This window comes from Vibrio sp. ED004 (assembly GCF_023206395.1).
GTDB lineage: Bacteria > Pseudomonadota > Gammaproteobacteria > Enterobacterales > Vibrionaceae > Vibrio.
In genome coordinates this window covers 3,833,585-3,855,889 of record NZ_CP066149.1, presented here as the reverse complement: position 1 = coordinate 3,855,889, position 22,305 = coordinate 3,833,585, and the positions used below count along the sequence as shown (strand labels likewise).

Sequence of the window (22,305 nt, the reverse complement as noted above, 5' to 3'; positions counted from 1 at the left end):
GTGAAAGACCCAACAGCAGCAACGACGACCATCAATGATGACTCAGACGTGACCACAGTGAGCTTGTCAGCGGATGCGTCAGTCACCGAAGGCGAGAACATCACCTACACGGCGACACTGACGAATCCTGCGGATGGCGCGGTGACGGTCACGCTAAGCAATGGTGCAACGATCACTATCGCTGATGGCGCGACTTCAGGAACCACGACGGTTCCAGCAAGTGATGATGTATACGTAGGCGGCGATACGGCTTCCGCGACTATCACTGATGCAACGGGCGGCAACTTCGAGAGCTTGGTGAAAGACCCAACAGCAGCAACGACGACCATCAATGATGACTCAGACGTGACCACAGTGAGCTTGTCAGCGGATGCGTCAGTCACCGAAGGCGAGAACATCACCTACACGGCGACACTGACGAATCCTGCGGATGGCGCGGTGACGGTCACGCTAAGCAATGGTGCAACGATCACTATCGCTGATGGCGCGACTTCAGGAACCACGACGGTTCCAGCAAGTGATGATGTATACGTAGGCGGCGATACGGCTTCCGCGACTATCACTGATGCAACGGGCGGCAACTTCGAGAGCTTGGTGAAAGACCCAACAGCAGCAACGACGACCATCAATGATGACTCAGACGTGACCACAGTGAGCTTGTCAGCGGATGCGTCAGTCACCGAAGGCGAGAACATCACCTACACGGCGACACTGACGAATCCTGCGGATGGCGCGGACGTTCGGTACCGATTACGTGGCGGGCGATGAAGTGACGTCAACACCGTTTACAGTGTTGGATGACCTCACTTTGACGGTTGCTTCTACTAGTGGCGGAAATTTTGAAGTTTTAGACACCACTGATTCGGCTCAAGTTAACATGAATGACGCGCCGGAAGCCGATGACTTCACAGAAACAACTGTTGATTGCATTACTTCGGTCAACTTTGCTCCTCACACTAGTGACGAAGAAGACGATGCCGCAGGCGTTGAAACCTCGGTTATAGTAGAGAGTGATCCAGTGTTTGGTACTTTGTATGAAGTTGCAGACGATGGAACTAAGACAGAAGTAGTTATCGGCCAAGAGTATGGCGATGCGGATAACTTCGAGTATGTGGTCGATTCAGATATCGCTGAGCAACTTAGTTTTAGTGCGTCTGAGCTTGCTTCTTCTATCGATACGTCAAACGGAAGTACATCGCTCTCTTATTTTAATGACCTGATTTCGATATCTGCTGGGAAATATACGGGAAGTTCACCTGTCGGAAACGATGTTGTTAGTAACCCCGGTGTTTACCTTAATTACGATGGTGCTGGTGTAGAAGACGGTTTTGGTGTTTCAACGAGTAAGAATGGAAACAGTGAACTAGACGTAACTTCAAAAGAATTTATCTCTGTTGATTTTTCCAATAGTGGCGCTGAAATCTTGTCTGCTAACCTAGATTTCGGAAGTGTATACGGGAATTACAATGCAAACAGTAGTGCGGATGGGAAAATCAATGTTGTTGCATTGGATGCTGCTGGTAATGTCGTTGGGACCTTCAACTTCAATACTGAAAATGGTTCGAACTCCGGGGATGAATATACGTTATCCATAGACGGCAGTGGCAACGCGACTGTTAATGTCTCTATTCCTGACGGTAATGGTGGCTTTATTCCGTTTACAGAGCTCAGGGTGTTCACTACCCAAGACGGCTCATCAAATCCAAATAGAAATTCAAATATTACTTTTAAAGGTGTTGATGTAGTCGACGCAAAAGTTACAGAGACTATTGATTACAAAGTAGAGGATTCTAGTGATTTAGAGAGTTCAACAGCGCAAGTTACGATTGAGACGGACTCTATAGTTAAACCGTCTCCAGAAGTGACCAGCGTTTCACGTGATGTATCTGAGGATGCTAATACGACACAAACGGTTTCTGGCAATGTAGATGTTCTCTATGCAGATAGCGTTACCTTACAGGAGCCTTCAGAAAACTATACGTCAGGTGGTCAAAGCATCACTTGGGTATCTTCAAATGGTGGTCAAAGCCTTGTCGGTAGCGCTAATGGGGTTGAGATTGTGACCGCGACGATTGACGATTCCGGAAATTACTCAGTAAGTTTAAGTGGTCCGATTGATCATTTAATCGGAAGTACACCAGTCAACGATATGTCGATTGATATCAGTGTTGTAGTAACTAACGATACCGGGACTCAATCCGGCACGATTTCGTTGACTATCGATGATGATGTTCCAGTTGCTCAGGCTAAAGTTCATGAATTGACACCAGTGGTTAAAGATGGTGCAAACGTGCAACTAATTCTAGACGTCTCAAGATCGATGTCAGGAAATGCCATGACGGTCATGAAGCAATCTGCGATAGCTTTGCTTAAAGGATATCAATTGCTTGGAGAAACCAAAGTCCAAATAACTGTATTTGAATCTGATGCGAATGTTGTTAATGAAAATGGCAGTTGGTCTTCAGATAACTCATTGCCTTCTAACCTTTCAACGATTTGGATGGATGTTGACACCGCAATCGGAGTCATAAATTCATTAACAGCAGGTGGTGGTACGGATTATGATGACGCTGTGTGGTTAGCGGGTAGTGATAGCATCTGGGGTAACAGTGACATGGTTTCAGGAGGAAGCAATATTAGTTACTTCTTGTCCGATGGCGGTCCTAGTTCAACTAATCATAGAATCAATGCTTCTGAGCAGGCTGCTTGGGAATCTCAGTTAACGAAGTATGGTGTCACATCACTTGCATACGGGATGGGCTCGAATATTTCGAGTGAACATATGGAACCTGTCGCTTTCGACGGTGATAAAGGTATCGATATTAATCCTGTTATCGTTTCAGATATTAGTCAGTTACCGCCAGTTCTTTTGCAATCTATTATTACTCCTGTTTCAGGTAATATTGGTGCATCTGGTTCCGCGGGTAATGGTTTTGGTGCTGATGGAGGTTACATCCAAAGTATTGTATTTGATGGAGTAACTTATCAATTTGATGGTAGTACCCTAATTAACCCACAAAGCCAATCTTCATCAAATCATTCATTTGATGATTCTAACAATACTCTATCTTTGTTTATAAATAACGAACACTCATTTGTTATTAACTTGGATACCGGCGACTATGAATTTTATGGTGCTAGCGTTGCGGCGGATACCTCGTTTGATTTTGCCTACACGATCGCTGATAACGATGGAGATACAAGCTCTAGCACTATTCAAATTAATATCGCGTCGACATCACTAAGTCCTATTGCAGATGTTAAATCCGAAGGCGACATAGTAGATTCTGTGCAGGTAGTACATGCTGGGACTCAATATGCGTTCACACAATGGGCTCCTTCAGGTCAAGTTCCTACTACGTTTAACCTAGACCAAACTCAATCTGGCTTAGTCGTTGATGTTGGTGCAGCCGGTGATGATGTATATCTAGGCTCCGGTGACGACACTATTTATCTTGGCGATAGTCATGCCACTGGTCTTGATAATGATGCATCCCATCAAGAAAAACTCGCTAATGCTCAAAGCCTTTTAGATGATGTCTTTAGCAAAGGCAGTGACAGTTCACACTTACAAGGCGGCCTCGAGTCTGGAGGTTTCACTACGCTGGCTGCTTCCTCAAATGCTTACGTTGATCTTGGGCACGGTGGGGGCGGTGACGATGCAATTTATGGCCAAGGTGGCGTAGATCTTATGTTTGGTGGTTCAGGGAATGATACTCTTGATGGAGGAGATGGTAATGATGGGCTTCGTGGTGGTACCGGCAACGATACACTTGTTGGTGGTTCTGGCGATGATGTATTAATCGGTGGTTTAGGAGATGATATTCTAACTGGCGATGAGGACAGTGATTTATTCAAGTGGGTTGATCAACCGTTCCAAGATGATGTCGATACGATAACCGATTTTGCTTTAGGGGAAGACCATCTTGATATCTCTGAGTTGTTACCAAACGAAAGTTCAATGTTTGATCTTCTTGAGCATATTACAATTGAAAAAGTTGATAACGGCAGTGGTGATAAAGACCTTGTTATTACCATCTCAGAAAACATAGATAACACAGGTCAAACTCAAAAGATTGTTCTTGATAATGTAGGCGTTCAGTTCGACTCGGTTAGTAGTGCAGTAGATGGTTCTGTCACTAATAGTGATTTGACTAATTTGGTGAGTCAGTTGTTCGTTAACTTACCGGATCAACTTTAATAAAAAAGGGCCGAAAGGCCCTTTTTTATTATCTAGTGACTTAAAGCTTTATCGTCTATAGGACCTTACAAGCAAAACCTTTTAGGTAGAAACCTTCTGGGTAGGCTGTGTCTGTTAGGTGGTCGGCAGCTTGTTCGAAGCGCTCTACGAACTTAACCGTTCGGCCTGCGTCTAGTGCTGCGTCAGCGATGATCTTTTGGAACAAATCTGTGCCCATCAAGCCAGAGCAAGAGTAGGTGAGTAGCGTGCCGCCCGGTTTCAGGATCTGCATTGCTAGCATGTTTACATCTTTATAGCCGTTTGCACCAGACGTTAGGTTGTTCTTGCTTGAAACAAACTTCGGTGGATCCATGATCACTACGTCAAACTTAGTACCTTGGTCGCGGTATTCACGAAGCAGCTTGAATACGTCGGCATTTAAGAACACAGCGCGCTTTTTCGAGATATCAAACTCATTCAATTCAGCGTTCAACTTCGCAGTATCAAGAGCAAGTTGAGATACATCAGCGTTAATTACACGCTTAGCATCGCCTTTCAGTGCGTAAAGGCCAAAACCACCTGTGTACGAGAAACAGTTAAGAACATCTTTGTTTTTAACGTACTTCATCGACTCTTTACGGCTATCACGTTGGTCCATGTAGAAGCCCGTTTTGTGGCCTTCCATAATGTTCACGCTGATTTTTACACCATTCTCTTCAATCACGATTGACTTAGGTGGCTCTTCGCCGTGCAGTACACCGACAACTTGTTCTAGACCTTCTTTTTTACGAACTGCTACGTCAGAGCGTTCGTAAATGTTGCAGTCTGGGAAGCACTCGATTAACGCTTCAACCAATACGCTTTTGTTATATTCAGCGCCAGCACTTAGCAGTTGGCAAACTAGAAAGTCTTGGTACTTATCGATAGTGATGCCAGGCAAGCCATCAGACTCTGCAGCTGTTAAACGGTAACCAGTTAGGCCGTCACGTTCGATGATGTCTTCACGTAAAGACTGTGCATCTTGAATTCGTTTTACGAAGAACGCTTTGTTGATTTCTTCTTTTTCAAATGTCCAAACACGAGCTCGAATTTGAGAAGCTGGAGAGTAAGCTGCTTTTGCAAGCCACTGACCATTTTGAGCATATACGTCTACAGTTTCACCTTGTTGTGGCTCGCCTTCGACCTTATCGATACCGCGTGAAAATACCCAAGGGTGTTTGCGGCGTAGTGATTTATCTCGGCCTTTAGCTAGATGAATTGAAGGAGTCATAATTTACTCTGTTTGTTGAATTTGAAGGAGGGGTATTGTCGGGGAAGTACAGGTGAAAAGCAAATAAGAAAGGGCTGCAGAAGCAGCCCTAGTAACGATATTTCAATGATTAAGCCTTTAGGCCGGTTAATAAGCCTTCCATTGTGTCGCTTTGCTTACGAAGCTGGTCAACGTTGGCATTACTCTTACTGATCATTTCACAGATGCTATCTGATTGATGACGAATCTCTTCGACACTCTGTGCAATGTTATCAGCAACAACACCTTGCTCTTCAGCTGCGGTAGCTATCTGAGTACTACTGTCCGAAATGGATTGATTCTTTTCAGCCAGAGAGCCGATTTCAACGTTCACTTCAGCCATTAATGTTTGTCCTTCATTTGCGTTGTTGACCGTCACTTCCATCAGTTTTGTTAGCGATTGGCTGTTACGTTGTAATGATTCAATCATGCTTTGGATTTCAACAGTCGCTTGCTGTGTTCTTCCTGCAAGAGCACGAACCTCATCTGCAACCACAGCAAAACCACGTCCTTGTTCACCAGCACGAGCTGCTTCAATAGCGGCGTTGAGAGCAAGCAGGTTAGTTTGTTCTGAAATACCATTGATGGTTGTGACTACTTCATCGATCTGTGCAGCGTTCGCATCAAGCTCTTCTACTGCCTGTGAGGCTGATTGAATCTCTTGAGATAGGCTAGAGATAGATTGTAGAGTATTTGAAACCTTCACTTGGCCACTTTGAGCAACACCGCGAGCATCCATCGTTTGAGAGCTAGAATCGTGTGCAAGGGTTGCCACTTCACGAATGGTTGCTGCCATCTGTTCGGTAGCGCTTGCTAGGCTATTCAGGTGCTCTTGTTGATTGCCTGAAATGTCTGAACTTTGCTGTGTTGATTGGTTCAAGTCCGAACTGATTTGCTGCATAAGTGCCACAGATTCTTGTATAGAAAGAACCATGTTTTGTTCACGCTCGGCTACCTTATCGATAGTGATGGCAATTTCACTGAATTCATCACGAACTAAGAAGTAGTTCATACGACAAGTTAAGTCACCATTCGCCAGTGTGTTCAGTGCTTTGTTCATTGAGAACATGGCACCGCCAATGAAGGTCATGATGTAGTAAACACCGAGTGCAATCAGCGTTAGTGTTACCGCGATGATAGATACTTGAGTTGTAGATAGTGCAGACCAAAGGTTTTGATCGTGGTTTGCCACTAAACTAAATGCGCCATTCATGACTGAAACAGAACCCGCGCCATAGCCTAAAGAGATGCTATCAGAACTACTAACGAGTTGAGCCACTTGATCTTTCGTGAGTTGACCCGCCTCAATAAGTCCTTTCATCAAGAGCATTTCTTCTTGATAAAGGTGAGCCAGTAATGAATCCGCTGCACTATCTAAAACGAGCGTTAATATAACCAGAGCGAGAAGAGGTAATAAGAAGAGTAGATAGAACTTTTCTTGGATTTTTAGGTGAATGAGATATTTATCAATCCAACGAAATGGGATTTCTTTCATAATCGTTATACTCGAAGTAAGTCCACCAATAAGCGGTGAATGAATAGAAGCTTAACTATATCATTCATATAATTTATGAGGCAACGTTATGGAAAGTTCCCAATTTATTTTTGTCGTGTCAGGCGTAGTTCAGTGTGTTGGTTTTCGTTATCACACCAGTAGACAAGCGCAAGCTTTGAGTATTTCAGGTTACGCTAAGAACCTAAATGATGGCCGAGTAGAAGTATTAGCGGTCAGAGAGGTTGGGCAAATCGAGAAGCTATACCAATGGCTAAAAATCGGCCCTAAGAGTGCAGTAGTTGATAGTGTTGCAAAACGTCAAGTCGGAGAGGAAGAGCGACAAAAGGTGCGTGTCGGGGAATTTAAAATACTGTAGCTCGTCACTACAGTATTTATATTCGGTAATGTTCTAAAGCAGGTTAGTCTTTACAAGCACTTCGCTGGTTTAGGTAGACCTGCGAGCTTGGTCGCTTGTTTTGCAGGGCCTTTCTTGAATAGCTTGAATAGGTACTTGCTGTTGCCTTTTTCTGGGCCATGCGCCTTTTCCATCGCTTTAACTAGCATGCGAACTGCTGGAGAGGTGTTGAACTCTTCGTAAAAGCTCCTTACAAAATGTACGACTTCTAAGTGCGCATCCGTAAGTTCAATAGCTTCATCTTGAGCAAGAATTTCAATCATACCTTCTTCCCATTGTGTGTAGTCCAATAGGTAGCCTTGAGCATCGGTTGCGATTTGCTTGCCGTTATATTCAAACATGTTTAATCCAGAATCCAGTTAACTATCCAGATAGGGTAATGACCAAGTTTACTTTTCTCAACAGATTTATAGCGATCTCAAGAAATATTGCAGCTATCAAAAGAATTCTGGTGCTGATAGACACAAAAAAGCCCAAGAGCGAGGCTCTTGGGCTAGATATTCTTCAGTTATGGGAGTGATTAGTCGTCGCTACCCATGATGCCTAGAATGCTTAATAGGCTGATGAAGATGTTGTAGATAGATACGTACAAGCTGATCGTTGCTGAGATGTAGTTAGTTTCACCGCCACGAATGATGTTTTGCGTTGTAAGCAAGATAACACCAGTCGAGAATAGGATGAACATACCGCTCATTGCCAATGATAGTAGAGGCATTTGTAGGAAGATGTTTGCAACCATACCTACAAGCAGTACAACGAAACCAGCTAGTAGCATGCCGTTAAGGAATGACAGGTCACGCTTAGTAGTAAGAGCGTAAGCTGAAGCACCCATAAATGCTAATGCGGTACCGCCAAGTGCAGTTAGGATGACATCACCCATACCTGCGCCAACATACATATTAAGGATTGGACCGATGGTGTAGCCTAAGAAACCTGTAAATAGGAATGTGAAGACTAGACCCATGCTGTTGTCACGGTTCTTTTCAGTAAGGAAAAGTAGGCCGTAGAAGCCAACTAGCATGATGATAAGACCAGGGCGAGGAAGGTTCATCGCCATAGATACGCCTGCTACAACAGCAGACCAAAGTAGTGTCATAGACAGTAGAGCGTAGGTGTTACGCAACACTTTATTGGTTTGCAGAGCACTTTCTTGAGATGCTGTGCGTGAAAACATAGGGCTGTTCATAATCTTCCTCGTAAGGTGACTTCAATAGTTATTAGTACATTTATGGGGGTGAAAGTTCGAAAAATCAAGTCTTTCATTCCTCTTGTATACGTAAAATAATAATCAAAATAGTCGGTTAAGTGTTTCTGAAGGTGTAACAAAGTATTTCTTTAGGCTGTAATTAAGTATAGCTAAGATACGATGTTCAACCTTTGGTCGATCCATTCAATTAACCAAAACTTTAAAAGCTATCTATAACATATGAAAAATAAAGAGGCGACCTAAGCCGCCTCTGAAGTTTATGCATCATAACACATTAATGGTGTAAGATTTGGCTTAAGAAGTTCTGGGTTCTGTCCGATTGTGGATTTTCAAAGAAGTCGACAGGGTTGTTCTCTTCGATGATTTCGCCGGCGTCCATGAAGATCACGCGATCCGCTACCTCTTTAGCAAAGCCCATTTCGTGCGTCACACACAACATGGTCATGCCTTCTTCTGCAAGCTCTACCATTACATCTAACACCTCACGAACCATTTCTGGATCGAGTGCCGATGTTGGCTCATCAAACAGCATCACTTGAGGGTTCATACATAAAGAACGGGCGATAGCTACACGTTGTTGCTGACCACCTGAAAGCTGACCTGGGAATTTATCTGCTTGCTCAGGGATTTTTACACGCTCTAGGTATTTCATCGCAATCGCTTCAGCTTCTTCCTTCGGCATCTTTTTGACCCAAATAGGGGCCAGAGTACAGTTTTCTAATACCGTAAGATGTGGGAACAGGTTGAAGTGCTGGAAACACATACCTACATCTCGGCGCACGGCTTCGATGTTCTTTAGGTCTTCTGTCAGTTCATTACCTGAAACGAAGATATGACCTTTTTGGTGCTCTTCCAATCGGTTGATACAACGGATCATCGTTGATTTTCCTGAGCCAGAAGGGCCACAGATAACGATTTTCTCGCCTTTCTTAACTTCTAGGTTGATGTTCTTAAGCACGTGGAACTCACCGTACCACTTGTTCATGTCTTTAAGTTCAATCATCAACTCTTGCGATTCTGGGTTTAGTTGTTGCGTCATAATACGTCCTTGATCTTATTAACTATCGTTTGTGACCGGTGTGAAGTCTGTTTTCTAGCCATATCGAGTACCTCGACATGCCAAAACAGAACACCCAGAACACTAACGCGACAAATACATAACTTTCTGTAGCGAAGCCTAACCACTCAGGGTCGGTATTCGCTGCTTGGCCAATACCCAACACATCAAACATACCGATGATAAGTACCAGACTGGTGTCTTTAAATAGGCCAATGAATGTGTTCACGATTGATGGAATAGTTATTTTCAACGCTTGAGGAAGAATAATCAGTCCCATCTTTTTCCAATAGGTTAGACCCAGTGCATCTGCTGCTTCGTATTGACCTTTAGGAATTGCTTGTAGACCACCGCGAATAACCTCTGCCATATAAGCTGCACTAAACAACACCACACCAACAAGAGCACGGATTAGCTTATCGGTTTCAGAACCTGCGGCCAAGAATAGAGGTAGCATTACTGATGCCATGAACAGCACGGTAATAAGAGGTACGCCACGCCAGATTTCGATGTACACAGTACAAATACTACGAATGATCGGCATCTCTGAACGACGTCCAAGGGCTAGTGCAACACCGATAGGAAGCGAAACCACAATACCCACTAATGCGATGATCAGTGTAACCAGCAGGCCGCCCCATTTATGGGTATCGACAACTTCTAGTCCAAACACACCACCGTATAACAAACCAGCGATTAGAAATGGGTAGATGTTTACGAAGAACAACCAAATCCACGTACGCTTAGGTGTTTTTTCATAAGCCAATAAAGCGACGAAAATCGCTAGAGTTGCGTAGAAAAGGCGAGGGCGCCACAGTTGAGCTTCAGGGTAGAAGCCATACATGAACTGATCCCAACGAACACTGATGAATACCCAGCACGCGCCGTCACTCGTACATGCATCGCGAGTCGTGCCGACCCAATCTGCATTTAAGAATGCCCAGTCAAAGGTTGCCCAAAGTAATGAGAATGCGATGTAACCTAAAACCAGTGTCACTACGCTGTTAATAGGGCCGTTAAAGAGATTTTTCCTTAACCAGCCAACCATACCAACCGTGTTAGCGGGAGGCGGAAGATCAGGTTGAAATTGATGTGTGCTCATATTATCTCTCCACCAATGCGACTTTACGGTTATAGATATTCATTAACGCGGAGGTCAATAAGCTCAGAGTTAGATATACGCCCATGGTCATTGCAATGATTTCAATTGCTTGACCGGTTTGGTTAAGCGTTGTACCTGCGAATACAGAAACTAGGTCAGGGTAACCGATCGCCATTGCTAGCGAAGAGTTCTTGGTTAAGTTTAAGTATTGACTGGTAAGCGGTGGAATGATGATACGTAGAGCTTGTGGGATGATAACCAGCTTAAGTGTGCGAGAACGTGGTAGCCCCAAAGACATTGCAGCCTCTGTTTGACCATGGTTCACAGCATTAATACCCGAACGAACGATCTCTGCAATGAAAGATGCCGTATAAATACTAAGAGCTAACACAAGGGCTGCAAGCTCAGGGATGATGCTGATGCCGCCTTTAAAGTTAAAGCCTTTTAGTGCAGGGTATTCAGCCGAAATAGGCATGCCCATCACAAAGTAAATAACCAGAGGTAAACCAACGATTAAGCTCGCTGCGATGCGAAACATCGGTGTTTGTTGCCCAGTCAGTTTCTGTTTGTTGTTAGCCCAAATATTGATGATCACAGTAGCGATAATACCGATGATCAATGCAGCAATAACGAAGCTGCTTCCTTGCTCTAAAACAGGCGCCGGGAAATATAATCCACGAACATTCAAGAAGATGGCTTCACCCAAGCTCAGGCTTTGGCGAGCTGATGGTAGAGCTTGAAGAACGGCGAAATACCAAAAGAAAATTTGAAGTAATAGAGGGATATTTCGGAAGATTTCAATGTAAACCGCTGCACATCGGCTAACTAACCAGTTAGAAGACAAACGAGCGATACCCATACTAAAGCCAAGAACGGTGGCTAAAATAATACCTAGCACTGAAACTAGGGCGGTATTTAATAAGCCGACAACGAACGTTCGACCATAAGAGAAGGTTTCGTCATATTCGACGAGCGTTAATCCGATACCAAATCCGGCTTCTTGACTTAGAAAGTCAAAACCAGTGGCAATGCCTCGGGCATCAAGGTTGGTAAGGGCATTATTTACGATGGTGTAGAAGAAAGCGCCGAGTGCTCCGATGGCGATGATCTGAAAAACAACAGATCGGAAAGTCGGGTTATATAATAGGTTGGCACTTTTTGCTTCAGGCTTTTCCTGGGAAGGAGTAAGAGTGTTGTTAGGTTTCATACTGCAATAACCTCAAATCCATTTAACAGTTAGGGCGGAAAAACCGCCCTAAATCGTGTTACTCAAATATTCATTTTCTGTTTGTTGCTACCACACAAGATGTGCGTGATAGCAACGGTTACGAACAAGTAATCACGTAGGTGCTATTAACGGATTGGTGGAGCGTACATAAAGCCGCCCGCATTCCATAATGCATTTACGCCACGAGAGATTTGAAGTGGAGAACCTGTACCAACGGTACGCTCAAAACTCTCACCGTAGTTACCAACTTGCTTAATTACTTGGTAACCCCAGTCGTCACGGATGCCAAGGCCTTTACCTTTAGGACCGTCTACACCAAGGATACGCTTGATGTTTGGATCTTTTGACTTAAGCATTTCGTCTGCATTTTTAGAAGAGATGCCGTATTCTTCCGCGTTAATCATTGCAGAAAGTGTCCACTTAGCAACGTTAAACCATTTGTCATCATCTTGACGAACAACAGGGCCTAGAGGCTCTTTAGAGATGATCTCAGGAAGTACTTGTGCAGATTTCGGATCAGCTAGGTTTAGGCGAAGTGCGTATAGACCAGATTGGTCTGTTGTTAGCACGTCACAACGACCTGCGTCGAAACCTTTAGACGTTTGTGCTGCTGTATCAAATACCACTGGCTTGTAAGACATGCCGTTGTTACGGAAGTAATCGGCTAGGTTAAGCTCAGTCGTTGTACCTGATTGAACACATACAGAAGCGCCATCAAGTTCTAGAGCACTTGTAAGACCTAGATCTTTCTTAACCATGAAGCCTTGACCATCGTAGTAGTTAACGCCTACGAAGTTCAGACCCAGAGCGGTGTCACGATGTAATGTCCATGTTGTGTTACGAGATAGTACGTCGATTTCACCAGATTGAAGCGCAGTAAAACGCTCTTTTGCTGTTAGAGGTACATACTTAACTTTGGTCTTGTCACCGAGTACAGCCGCTGCAAGAGCTTGACAATACTCAACATCAATTCCTTCCCATTCACCTTTTGAGTTAGGGTTAGAGAACCCTGGAAGACCTGTACTTACACCACAAGTTAAGAAGCCTTGAGATGTGACTTTGTCCAGAGTGCTTTCTGCCGCTGATGCCGATGTTGCCATCATCGCAGTTGATGCAGCTACTACTGAAGCAAGAAGTGTTAGTTTATTTGTCATTTGTATCCTTCCTTGTTAACCAGGTGACACCTGATACTCGTGCTCGTTTGAGTTTTTCTATATGTGTTGCGTTTTCTATGACCTTGTTGCCCAAATCAAACGAGTTGCATTTTGCAAATGAAACTGTGTGCGATTTAAACAACTGTTTATAAGGTTAGGAAAGGATCCGTAGTTTCACAAATGTATAATTTAAAAAGAATTTTGAATGAAATCACAAATCCGAACACATTTAGAATGACCAAATGTTAACTGAATGTAAATAGTGCAAGGGTTCACACTGTTGGTGCAACAAGATTTAGATTTTTATATTGATAATCGACTAGATAAATATTCTGAATGTATCTCACACTGATGAAACATTCGCCTTAAAAAAGATTGAAATTTGGTCAATAAATATTTTTATTACACTTGGATAGTTATGAATATGCTCCAAATTTGGTAGCATGGCTGAATAGTTATTGAAGTAGTCTCAAGGAAGAACATGCGTTATTTCCCAATGTTTTTGGATGTAGAGAATAAGCCAATTCTGGTGGTTGGCGGGGGCGAGGTTGCTTGCCGTAAAGTCGACAGCTTGTTGCGAGCTGGAGCGAATGTGACTTTGGTTTCTCCCAAGGTAGCGCCTTACCTAAAGCAGCTTGTTGATGAGAACAAACTTCACTGGGTTCAGAACTTTTATTCGTCGCAGATCATATCGAAAGATTACCTACAGGTTTGGGCTACAACCGACAACCCAAGCCTGAATCATCAAGTGTATAATGATGCGAAAAAATTGGGTATTTTAGTCAATGTAGTTGATGATTTACCTTACTGCGATTTCATCACGCCTTCGATGATAAATCGCGGAAGAATTCAAATTGCGATCTCTAGCGGCGGTGCTTCACCTGTTTTAGTGCGAAATATTAGAGAGAAACTCGAAACAGTACTGCCACAAAATATAGGTTTGATTGCAGATTTCGGTGCATCAAAACGCAATTCAATCAAAGAGTCATTTCCAACTGTCGACGAGCGTCGTAAGTTCTGGGAGCGTTTCTTGTCATCTAGCTTTATTGAGCAGATAACAGATAGAGAGCAGTTAGAGTCTTACTATCAACAAGCGTTAACGCAAGGTATTGATAGTGAAGGACAGGTAACTTGGATCGAGTTCGATCAAGATATAGAGCTGTTACCAATGAAAGCTTTACGTCTAATGCAGGAAGCGGAACTGGTTCTTGCTCCGATTGATTGCCCGTTTGAGTTTATAGACTTATGTCGCCGAGATGCGGAAAGGGAAAGCTATGCGAATAGTGGAGAACTGTCTACTAAGCTCGAGCAAGCAAGATCAGAGAGCCTACGTGTCTGTGTGTTTATTCCACCAGCGAGTGTTGAGTTCAATTTACTGGTAGGGAAAGACCTGAAACTGTCTTCTGCCAAGGTGTTGAGTTAAAAGGTAGGTCAGTTAGCTGTCTTCATACTGGCGTCTAACACGCAATAACAACGCCTAGATAAATAAAAAGCCACTTCCGATAAAGAAGTGGCTTTTTGCTATTTTAAATGCCGCATTAAACTGATTAGTGAGCAGCGAATAAGAGCCGCTGCACATAGCCAGATTAATTAGTCGCGGAAGTTATCAAACTGGAAAGGTTGACCAAGTTCACCGTTACGAACAAGTGCCATAACCGCTTGTAGGTCGTCACGCTTCTTACCTGTAACACGAACTTTTTCGCCTTGGATAGCCGCTTGAACCTTAACTTTGTTGTCTTTGATTAGCTTAACGATTTTCTTAGCAACATCGGTTTCGATGCCTTGCTTGAAGATAACCGTTTGGTGCCAAGTGCGACCAGTTTGGTCTGCAGCCTTCGCTTCCATCGCGTTAGGATCAACATTACGCTTTGTTAGGTTGCTACGAAGGATATCGCGCATTTGCTTCAGTTGGAAATCGTCTTGAGCAGTCAGTTTTACCGACTCATCTTTGTAGTCGAAGCTTGCATCAACGCCGCGGAAATCGAAACGAGTCGATAGTTCACGGTTAGCATTGTCTACAGCGTTGCGTAGCTCTACTGATTCTACTTCAGAGATAATGTCAAATGATGGCATTGTGTTATGTCCTTAAGCTAAGTTTCTATCTTTAATTGCAGATGCAAGCATGTCTAGCATAGTTGCAGTATCTTCCCAGCTTAGGCATGGGTCAGTAATCGACTTGCCGTATTCTAGGTTGTTGATGTCAGTCATTGGCTGGTTGCCTTCTTTAATGAAGCTTTCTGCCATGATGCCTGCAATTTGATTCTTGTTAGATTTGATCTGGTCACAAATGTCTTGTGCAACTTCTAACTGCTTACGGTGTTGTTTCTGACAGTTAGCGTGGCTAAAGTCTACAACCAAACGTTGAGGCAGGTCGAATTCAGCCAATTGCTTACATGCGATATCTACCGACTCAGCGTCGAAGTTAGGACCCTTATCACCACCACGTAGAATAACGTGACCGTATGGGTTACCAGAAGTACGATAAACCGTCATGCGGCCGTTCTTGTCTGGAGAGTAGAAGTAGTGTGAAGCATGCGCAGCACGAATCGCATCGATAGCGATCTTGATGTTGCCGTTAGTCGCGTTTTTGAAGCCAACTGGGCAAGAAAGAGCAGAAGCCATTTCACGGTGAATCTGAGATTCTGTTGTACGAGCGCCAATTGCGCCCCAAGTGATAAGGTCTGCAATGTACTGACCTGTGATCATATCAAGGAATTCAGTCGCTGTTGCTAGGCCAAGCTTATTGATGTCTAGCAGAAGCTTACGCGCTTTGTTCAAGCCCGTTTCAAGTGCGTATGAACCATCAAGGTTTGGATCGGTAATCAGACCTTTCCAACCTACAACCGTACGAGGTTTCTCGAAGTAGGTTCTCATCACAACGAACAATTCGTCTTTGTATTGCTCTTGAATCTGGCTTAAGCGCTCAGCGTAATCAAGTGCCGCTTCTGTGTCATGAACAGAACAAGGGCCAACGATAACTAATAGGCGGTTATCACGACCAGTTAGGATATCTTCGATTTGGCGGCGAGAATTGGCAATACGCTCAGCAACGTCGTCAGTAATAGGGTGTGCATTGCCTAATTCGGCAGGGGTTGGCATAGGACCCAGTGCTTGGGTTCTCAACTCATCAGTTTTTAATGGCATGTGATAGCTTTTTTATTCTATTGCGAAGTGGTTAAGATAACGGAATTGAACAGAGGAATAAACTCTCTTGAGTCAAAGTTATCTCAGTTATTGCTAATATTCTTATTTTTATCAGCAGGCCAGGGTCAAATAAGGGATTTTCACTTGTATTAACAGGCAGCTATCGGTATTTTCGTTTGAACACAACATAAAAATGCTGGAGCAGCAATGACTCAAGAAAATCAAAGCACTTTGCACCCAGAACTTGCCTTAGGTGATGTGCTGCCTTCTTATAACGATAATAATAATTCTACCCACTTGTACGTATCTCTGTCTGAATTGGTTATGGACCGTGTTTTCTACCATCCATCGATTGAAGACCATTTAGATACACTTTCTGATATTGAGAAAACCTCTTTAGATGCCATCCTTGGTGGCAAGAGTGTCGAAGAACATTTTGTTTCAACACTGGTTGTTGCGATTCAAGCTGCAGTCCTACCGAATCATACCTCAGTGCGCATCGCGTTGAGCAGTGCAGATAGCTACAGCTTCCGTTCGTTGCTAGGCGGAAATTGTGAAGTTGAAGAAGTGAACCCGGCACTGGGTGTTCGTGGTGTAGCTCGCTATGCGACACCAGAATACAGCAAAGCTTTCTCTTTAGAGTGTCAGGTGATTAAGGCATTACGTGAGCAGGGCATCAACGTTGAAGTGGTTGTGCCTTACGTTCGTGCGTTAAGCGATGCTGCGAAGATCATCGACTTGCTAGCAGAGCAAGGCTTGCCACGCGGTCTTAACGGCCTGAAAGTGCTGTTCTCGTGTGATGTGCCGTCTGCTGTGCTAATGAGCGAGCGTCTACTGCATTACTTTGATGGTGTCGTTGTGAATGTCGACAGCCTAGCGTCTTTCACTCTTGGTGTAGACAAACAAAATGAAGCGCAGCAACATGCTTTCGATCCGCAAAACGAAGCGGTGATTACTTTACTGGACATGATTGTTAAAGCGACGCTGCATGCGAAGAAACCAGTGTTGTTGGTAACGCAAGGTTTAGTCGATTATCCACGTCTACAAGGTTACATTGCTGACCTTGAAGGTGTTGAAACGGTCGTGACTGCGTAAATCGATTAGCTTGCCTGATAAGCTGACTTAAAGCGCTAATGCTTTGAGAATGAAAGAGATATCATTGTGCGATGATATCTCTTTTTTGTAACATTTTTTTGACATTCTTATCGCTAGTCGATTAACTGGTCTGATGACTAACTTGGCTAGGTAATTCGAATGTTGACCCCTCTACAAAAAGCAAATTTCTACTTAAGCATGTTTGGCTTTTTCAAAGTCCCTCTGATCTGGTTGTGTCGACCAAAACTGCTCGCGTTGGACAACCAACATGTTGAAGTGAAAATTCCGCTAAAAAGGCGTACCAAGAATCACCTTAACAGTATGTACTTTGGCGTTTTGGCTGTCGGTGCGGATGTCGCCGGTGGCTTTCTTGCGATGAGCAAATCGCAGCAGCAAGGTGAAAAGATTTCGTTGGCTTTTAAAGAGGTGACGGGTAACTTTTTGAAGCGCCCTGAGGGTGATGTGCATTTCACTTGTCACGACGGTGAGCTGATCAACACTATGTTGGCAGAAACTATGTCGACCGGAGAACGAGTCAATCAACCTGTCACCATTATCGCGACTTGTCCATCTTTACATGGTGACGAGCCGATGGCCGAGTTCACACTGACGCTTTCGATTAAGAAAGTCCCATCTAGAAAATAGCTATTTAAAAAGTAGTAGTTATTAAGTAAATAGATGTTGGGTAAAAAGTTATAGGGAACGTTCGAAGAGTTGAAACAACGGTATGTGAATGGTTTCCACATACCGTTATAGAGAACTTTATAACGGCTCTATGACTCTTGAGTGATCTGCTCAATATCAACGATTTTGGAACGGTTCATAACGATTTTCCAACGGTAGTAGGTTGGTTCGTTATCATGGTTATTCTCTTTGATGATTAAGTTGAGAAGATGACGTTTCTCTACTGATTCGCGGCTAACTTGCCCTTCATTCAACCGGTAGATCTTGTTCGAACCCTTATCCATCAATCGTGTCAGCGCTCTTAGGCTGATTGATAACGTTTCACGAGTCTCCTCATAACCACTCATAAAGGTCGATGTCGACATCTCAGTATGAGAGCGGTAATGCAAGATTTGCTCTTCACGTTGCACCACACGCTTTTTACGGATCGACTGAATGCGATCTGCAAGCTTAGAAAAGTTTGCGTAGTCCAACCATTCCAGTTTATGGCCAACAGATTTATTGGTCGTTGGATCATAGTAACGACGCTTCCATTTCGGTTTGCCTTTACGTAGCCAGCGCCAAAGGATGTCTCTCAAGTCATCTTTAAAGATCTCACGCAGTGCGTAGATGAAAGACATCGCCACGATGAAAGAGGCGGTAATCTCACCAAGAAAGTCACGAGCCAAGATCACAGTAGTGGTCACGACAACCATCACCAAACCAGTCGCGATGCCTTTCACGGCGCGCTTAACGTTCTTACCCATCGATGTCGTTTTTTCTTTAAGCACGATAGGGTGTTCAATTAAACGACGCAGCAAACGCATCTTGTTACTCAGGCGGGTAACATCTTCTCGAACTCTCGCTGAGTTATAGCGGTTTAGTTTACGGTGCGCGGTCTCTTTATCACAAAGTGTTAAGAGTCGTTCTTTAATCGTTGAATACTCGCTGCCACGCGGCATATGCGAAACCAGCGATAAGAACTTTTGCTCGGTGTACCAAGATAGGTAGTTATCGATATTAGCGTAGTAACGTTTAAGGTTTTCTTCGTAAGGGATGCTTCGGCGTAGCTTCTTCAAGATATCTAAAGCCAGTTCAATGACTTCATCTACTTCATCAGCCGTTACGTCGTCACTATCGTTATTGTTCAAGCTGCTTACGGCTTTGTCCAATGCGATAACATATTGATAAGCGAACAAACTCAAACTTACACGGTACTGTGTAATGGACAGTCGGCCACGTTTAGCTAAACGGCTGTGCACCAAAGGCAGCAGTGTTTTATCACTGTAATAAGCACGTTTTTGAGTAATCGAGCTGTAGAAAAATGCGCTTTCAGAAAGCACTTCAGGAGTCAGTCCAAGTTCACCGGGAATGAATAGATAAACGTCCATGTCGAGCTTTTTTGTTTTAGCCATGGCATGGTTAATTTTAAGTGTTATCGCATCTTGTTTATCAACGGTGATCAACGATGGCTCCTAGAATGTAAAAATATGAATGAAACTAGCGAAAGCATATCAGAGATCACGTATAATCTCCGCCAAATTTAAAGTAGAGACAATCTTGATGATTAATATTGGTCAAATAAACAACTTAGAAGTAGTAAAACAAGCAGACTTCGGTGTATTCCTTGACGCTAGCGACTATGGAACCGTGTTGCTGCCGAAACGATTTACTCCTGAAGGTGTTGAAATTGGTCAAAAGTTAGATGTTTTCTTATACATTGATTCTGACAACCAGATCGCTGCAACGACTGAAAAACCGATTGCTCAAGTAGGGCAGTTTGGTTTGATGACCGTTGAAGGTGTAAACAGCACTGGCGCATTCATGAGTTGGGGCGTGAAAGGTAAAGACCTACTGGTTCCTTTCAGCGAGCAACGTGGCCGTTTAAACGAAGGTCAGTCAATCTTAGTATATGTATATATTGATAAAGCATCTAGCCGCATTGTAGGTACAACAAAGTTCAACAAGTGGTTAGACAACACGCCTGCGACTTATAAGCAAAACGAGCAAGTGGATCTTATCATCGCTGAACGTAGCCAGTTGGGTTACAAAGCAATCGTGAATGGCGAGCACTGGGGCATGATTTTCCCATCTGACATCATCGGTAAGCTGTTCATCGGTAAAACTCTGAAAGGCTACATTAAAAATATTCGTGAAGAAGACGGTAAGATTGACTTGTCTCTTCAGAAGATTGGCGTAGCTAAGATGGATGATCTAAGCACTAAGATTCTAGACCTGCTTGAAAAGAAAGGTGGCTTCTTGCCATTGAATGACAAGTCTTCACCGGATGCGATTTTCTCTGCATTCAGAACCAGTAAAGGTACGTTCAAAAAGACCATTGGTGGTTTGTACAAGTCTGGCAAAATCTCGATCGACAAAGAAGGCATTCGCTTAACTAAATAAGCGGGTCTGTCGGTCAAAAAAAAGCCCAAACCTTCCTGTTTGGGCTTAGGGGAAAGGGCTCCGAAGAGCCTACGCTAATCGTTATAATCGTTATAATCGTTATAATCGTTATAATTGTTTATCTAATAGACTGAAGTCTAGTTTAATTTTTCTGATATGCGATTTTTGATAACGCAAATAGTGACTTGAATTGATGTTTTTATAATTAAGCGTTGATTCATCAACCTTTTATTTGCGTTGACTGAGTTAGTCCCTCCGAAAAACAGATTGAATAGAAAAAGCCCAAACAACCTGCGTTGTTTGGGCTTTTTGTTTATTCGTCTGTATAGCTCTGTTCAGGGATAGAGCATGTGCTAGAAGCTAAGAAGCTAAAACAGGTTCTTATCGCGCACTAGCTCACGTGGTAAACCGTTCTTAACTCGGTTGCCAACCCATTTACCAAGGCCAATGATCGCACCGTTGTATTTAACCAGTACTTCGCCTTTACCTGATAGACCTTCAGGGCGAACATCTCGTCCCATGAACCATTCGCGAGCATCTTCAATCGTTAGCTCAACAATGTTGTTTTCGTTGCCTGTTGCGAGGGTGGTCGCCACTTGGTGTTGCCAGCGGTAGCCTTTTTTATGAGTTTCTGCGATCTTGATGCCCATGCGTGAGAAGCGGAACTCACCAATCATCGGCTCCAACGCTTCAGGGAATAACCATACATCTTTGTCACGTATCCATACCTGAGTATCACTTGGTAATTCGATATCTAGCGCACTTGAAAGCTGTTCAGCCACTTCTTGTTGTGCTTTCTTCGATGCTTTCTCAAATGGAAACTTACCCAAGCGCTTTTTCACTTCTGGCGGAGTTACAGACGCCAGCTTGCGAATACGTGCAACGAAGAAGCCTTCAGAGTCATAAACCTGAGGGAAAATGTGTAAGAAGCCTTCTTCTGTTGTAGTTGCTTTCGCATTGTCGAATAGCGATTCCAGAGATTCGAATTCAACCGCGTCACCAAAGGTTTCCTTTAGGTGATGACACACTTGTTGGTTCTCTTCCGTGCTTAACGTACACGTTGAGTAAACCAGAACACCATTAGGCTTAAGGGCGTGGAATGCACTTTCGATGAGGTCTTTTTGGGTATCTGCAATGTCGACTACAGATTGATAAGTCCAGTTCTTCATTGCGTCGGCGTCTTTACGTATTGTGCCTTCGCCAGAGCAGGGTGCGTCTAACAACACAGCATCGAATTGTTCTGGTAGCCATCCACCAAATACACGGCCGTCAAAGTTGCTCAGTGCAGCATTACGCACACCACAACGTTCGATGTTGGCGTGAAGTACTTTTACTCGGCTTGCTGCGTATTCATTTGCAACCAACACGCCACGGTTATTCATGAGTGCTGCAATCTGTGTGGTTTTAGAGCCTGGAGCCGCAGCCGTATCTAGCACTGCTTGGTAGTTTTCTTCGCCTTGGAATAGTGCCGAAGGTGGCATCATTGAACTGGCTTCTTGGATGTAGAACAAGCCAGACATGTGCTCGGCAGTATTACCTAGTGGCGCTTCAGTTTCATCGGCCGTGATCCAAAAACCCGTTTCACACCAAGGTACTGGTTCCAGTTCCCAACCTTTATCTTTCGCGCGCACCAGAAAGTCTTCAACAGTGATCTTGAGAGTGTTCACTCGAATACTTTTACGAAGTGGCTTTTGACAAGAAGCGACAAACGAAGCCATGTCTAGATGGCTTGGCATGATGCCTTCAATGTGAGTTAGGAATTCTTCTGGGATATATACGTTAGCGTGCAAAAGGGTATCTCGATTTATAGCATTAATGCGCGCAGTTTAAAGCAAAATGAGATTGTCCTAAACCAAATTTGCTTGAAACAATAA

At 43.7% G+C, this 22,305-nt stretch carries 19 protein-coding genes; 7 read left to right on the top strand and 12 right to left on the bottom strand.

Features of this window, described 5'->3' with window-relative positions; translation table 11 throughout:
• Both ITG10_RS17605 and ITG10_RS26355 read left to right on the top strand, forming a co-directional pair.
• The gene (locus ITG10_RS17605; RefSeq protein WP_248386588.1) at positions 1-768 is read left to right on the top strand and encodes an immunoglobulin-like domain-containing protein; all 768 of its coding nucleotides are present in this window, start codon (positions 1-3) and stop codon (positions 766-768) included.
• The gene (locus tag ITG10_RS26355; protein ID WP_282575741.1) at positions 755-4,201 is read left to right on the top strand and encodes a hypothetical protein; all 3,447 of its coding nucleotides are present in this window, start codon (positions 755-757) and stop codon (positions 4,199-4,201) included. The genes ITG10_RS17605 and ITG10_RS26355 overlap by 14 nt, the downstream gene beginning before the upstream one ends.
• 55 nt (positions 4,202-4,256) lie before the next feature.
• Here ITG10_RS26355 and ITG10_RS17595 read toward each other — a convergent pair whose 3' ends face one another.
• On the bottom strand, positions 4,257-5,450 hold the full coding sequence (locus ITG10_RS17595; protein ID WP_017631283.1) for a class I SAM-dependent methyltransferase: 1,194 nt from the start codon (positions 5,448-5,450) through the stop codon (positions 4,257-4,259).
• A gap of 109 nt (positions 5,451-5,559) precedes the next feature.
• Positions 5,560-6,963, bottom strand: a complete 1,404-nt coding sequence (locus tag ITG10_RS17590; protein WP_248386586.1) for a methyl-accepting chemotaxis protein — start codon at positions 6,961-6,963, stop codon at positions 5,560-5,562.
• 88 nt (positions 6,964-7,051) lie between these two features.
• On the opposite strand from ITG10_RS17590, the gene yccX reads away from it, so the two are divergent.
• Positions 7,052-7,339: an acylphosphatase gene (yccX, locus tag ITG10_RS17585; protein WP_017629738.1), complete on the top strand. Its 288-nt coding sequence runs from the start codon at positions 7,052-7,054 to the stop codon at positions 7,337-7,339.
• 50 nt (positions 7,340-7,389) lie between these two features.
• Here the strand turns inward: yccX and ITG10_RS17580 are convergent, their stop codons facing one another.
• The 6 genes from ITG10_RS17580 to ITG10_RS17555 all read right to left on the bottom strand — a co-directional run bounded on the left by ITG10_RS17580 (position 7,390) and on the right by ITG10_RS17555 (position 13,126).
• A complete protein-coding gene (locus ITG10_RS17580; RefSeq protein ID WP_017629739.1) occupies positions 7,390-7,719 on the bottom strand; it encodes a TusE/DsrC/DsvC family sulfur relay protein in 330 nt (109 codons plus the stop codon).
• Positions 7,720-7,898: 179 nt separating this feature from the next.
• Positions 7,899-8,564 carry a Bax inhibitor-1/YccA family protein gene (locus ITG10_RS17575; RefSeq protein ID WP_017057206.1) on the bottom strand — a complete coding sequence of 222 codons (666 nt, stop codon included), beginning with the start codon at positions 8,562-8,564 and terminating at the stop codon, positions 7,899-7,901.
• 295 nt (positions 8,565-8,859) lie between these two features.
• Entirely contained in the window at positions 8,860-9,624 is a 765-nt protein-coding gene (locus ITG10_RS17570; protein ID WP_004742336.1) for an amino acid ABC transporter ATP-binding protein, read from the bottom strand.
• 22 nt (positions 9,625-9,646) lie between these two features.
• Positions 9,647-10,744, bottom strand: coding sequence for an amino acid ABC transporter permease (locus ITG10_RS17565; RefSeq protein ID WP_248386585.1), 1,098 nt, complete (start codon positions 10,742-10,744; stop codon positions 9,647-9,649).
• Position 10,745: 1 nt separating this feature from the next.
• Positions 10,746-11,951: an amino acid ABC transporter permease gene (locus tag ITG10_RS17560; RefSeq protein ID WP_017630038.1), complete on the bottom strand. Its 1,206-nt coding sequence runs from the start codon at positions 11,949-11,951 to the stop codon at positions 10,746-10,748.
• Positions 11,952-12,097: 146 nt separating this feature from the next.
• Complete coding sequence (locus ITG10_RS17555) at positions 12,098-13,126, bottom strand: amino acid ABC transporter substrate-binding protein (protein ID WP_017630037.1); 1,029 nt, start codon at positions 13,124-13,126, stop codon at positions 12,098-12,100.
• A gap of 481 nt (positions 13,127-13,607) precedes the next feature.
• Between ITG10_RS17555 and ITG10_RS17550 the strand changes: the two genes are divergently transcribed.
• A complete protein-coding gene (locus ITG10_RS17550; protein ID WP_017630036.1) occupies positions 13,608-14,549 on the top strand; it encodes a bifunctional precorrin-2 dehydrogenase/sirohydrochlorin ferrochelatase in 942 nt (313 codons plus the stop codon).
• A gap of 167 nt (positions 14,550-14,716) precedes the next feature.
• On the opposite strand, the gene ITG10_RS17545 is transcribed toward ITG10_RS17550, so the two are convergent.
• Positions 14,717-15,199: a YajQ family cyclic di-GMP-binding protein gene (locus ITG10_RS17545; RefSeq protein ID WP_017630035.1), complete on the bottom strand. Its 483-nt coding sequence runs from the start codon at positions 15,197-15,199 to the stop codon at positions 14,717-14,719.
• A 12-nt stretch (positions 15,200-15,211) separates the two neighbouring features.
• Positions 15,212-16,270, bottom strand: coding sequence for a 3-deoxy-7-phosphoheptulonate synthase (locus ITG10_RS17540; RefSeq protein ID WP_248386584.1), 1,059 nt, complete (start codon positions 16,268-16,270; stop codon positions 15,212-15,214).
• 207 nt (positions 16,271-16,477) lie between these two features.
• Here ITG10_RS17540 and ITG10_RS17535 point away from each other — a divergent pair, with 207 nt between their 5' ends.
• On the top strand, positions 16,478-17,365 hold the full coding sequence (locus ITG10_RS17535) for a putative PEP-binding protein (protein ID WP_017630033.1): 888 nt from the start codon (positions 16,478-16,480) through the stop codon (positions 17,363-17,365).
• Between the two features lie 159 nt (positions 17,366-17,524).
• A complete protein-coding gene (locus ITG10_RS17530; RefSeq protein ID WP_017630032.1) occupies positions 17,525-18,010 on the top strand; it encodes a DUF4442 domain-containing protein in 486 nt (161 codons plus the stop codon).
• 128 nt (positions 18,011-18,138) lie between these two features.
• On the opposite strand, the gene ITG10_RS17525 is transcribed toward ITG10_RS17530, so the two are convergent.
• Positions 18,139-19,494, bottom strand: coding sequence for a hypothetical protein (locus tag ITG10_RS17525; RefSeq protein WP_017630031.1), 1,356 nt, complete (start codon positions 19,492-19,494; stop codon positions 18,139-18,141).
• A 28-nt stretch (positions 19,495-19,522) separates the two neighbouring features.
• On the opposite strand from ITG10_RS17525, the gene ITG10_RS17520 reads away from it, so the two are divergent.
• Positions 19,523-20,431 (top strand): S1-like domain-containing RNA-binding protein, encoded by a 909-nt coding sequence (locus ITG10_RS17520; protein WP_017630030.1) that lies wholly within the window; start codon positions 19,523-19,525, stop codon positions 20,429-20,431.
• Positions 20,432-20,799: 368 nt separating this feature from the next.
• Here ITG10_RS17520 and rsmF read toward each other — a convergent pair whose 3' ends face one another.
• Positions 20,800-22,221 carry a 16S rRNA (cytosine(1407)-C(5))-methyltransferase RsmF gene (gene rsmF, locus ITG10_RS17515; RefSeq protein WP_017630029.1) on the bottom strand — a complete coding sequence of 474 codons (1,422 nt, stop codon included), beginning with the start codon at positions 22,219-22,221 and terminating at the stop codon, positions 20,800-20,802.
• Positions 22,222-22,305: the final 84 nt, after the last annotated feature.

What these genes read in the sequence shown, in the direction of transcription:
- ITG10_RS17595 (WP_017631283.1), bottom strand. Translation starts at nt 5,450, where the DNA reads ATGACTCCTTCAATTCATCTAGCTAAAGGCCGAGATAAATCACTACGC.
- ITG10_RS17590 (WP_248386586.1), bottom strand. Translation starts at nt 6,963, where the DNA reads ATGAAAGAAATCCCATTTCGTTGGATTGATAAATATCTCATTCACCTA.
- yccX (WP_017629738.1), top strand. Translation starts at nt 7,052, where the DNA reads ATGGAAAGTTCCCAATTTATTTTTGTCGTGTCAGGCGTAGTTCAGTGT.
- ITG10_RS17580 (WP_017629739.1), bottom strand. Translation starts at nt 7,719, where the DNA reads ATGTTTGAATATAACGGCAAGCAAATCGCAACCGATGCTCAAGGCTAC.
- ITG10_RS17575 (WP_017057206.1), bottom strand. Translation starts at nt 8,564, where the DNA reads ATGAACAGCCCTATGTTTTCACGCACAGCATCTCAAGAAAGTGCTCTG.
- ITG10_RS17570 (WP_004742336.1), bottom strand. Translation starts at nt 9,624, where the DNA reads ATGACGCAACAACTAAACCCAGAATCGCAAGAGTTGATGATTGAACTT.
- ITG10_RS17565 (WP_248386585.1), bottom strand. Translation starts at nt 10,744, where the DNA reads ATGAGCACACATCAATTTCAACCTGATCTTCCGCCTCCCGCTAACACG.
- ITG10_RS17560 (WP_017630038.1), bottom strand. Translation starts at nt 11,951, where the DNA reads ATGAAACCTAACAACACTCTTACTCCTTCCCAGGAAAAGCCTGAAGCA.
- ITG10_RS17555 (WP_017630037.1), bottom strand. Translation starts at nt 13,126, where the DNA reads ATGACAAATAAACTAACACTTCTTGCTTCAGTAGTAGCTGCATCAACT.
- ITG10_RS17550 (WP_017630036.1), top strand. Translation starts at nt 13,608, where the DNA reads ATGCGTTATTTCCCAATGTTTTTGGATGTAGAGAATAAGCCAATTCTG.
- ITG10_RS17545 (WP_017630035.1), bottom strand. Translation starts at nt 15,199, where the DNA reads ATGCCATCATTTGACATTATCTCTGAAGTAGAATCAGTAGAGCTACGC.
- ITG10_RS17540 (WP_248386584.1), bottom strand. Translation starts at nt 16,270, where the DNA reads ATGCCATTAAAAACTGATGAGTTGAGAACCCAAGCACTGGGTCCTATG.
- ITG10_RS17535 (WP_017630033.1), top strand. Translation starts at nt 16,478, where the DNA reads ATGACTCAAGAAAATCAAAGCACTTTGCACCCAGAACTTGCCTTAGGT.
- ITG10_RS17530 (WP_017630032.1), top strand. Translation starts at nt 17,525, where the DNA reads ATGTTGACCCCTCTACAAAAAGCAAATTTCTACTTAAGCATGTTTGGC.
- ITG10_RS17520 (WP_017630030.1), top strand. Translation starts at nt 19,523, where the DNA reads ATGAAACTAGCGAAAGCATATCAGAGATCACGTATAATCTCCGCCAAA.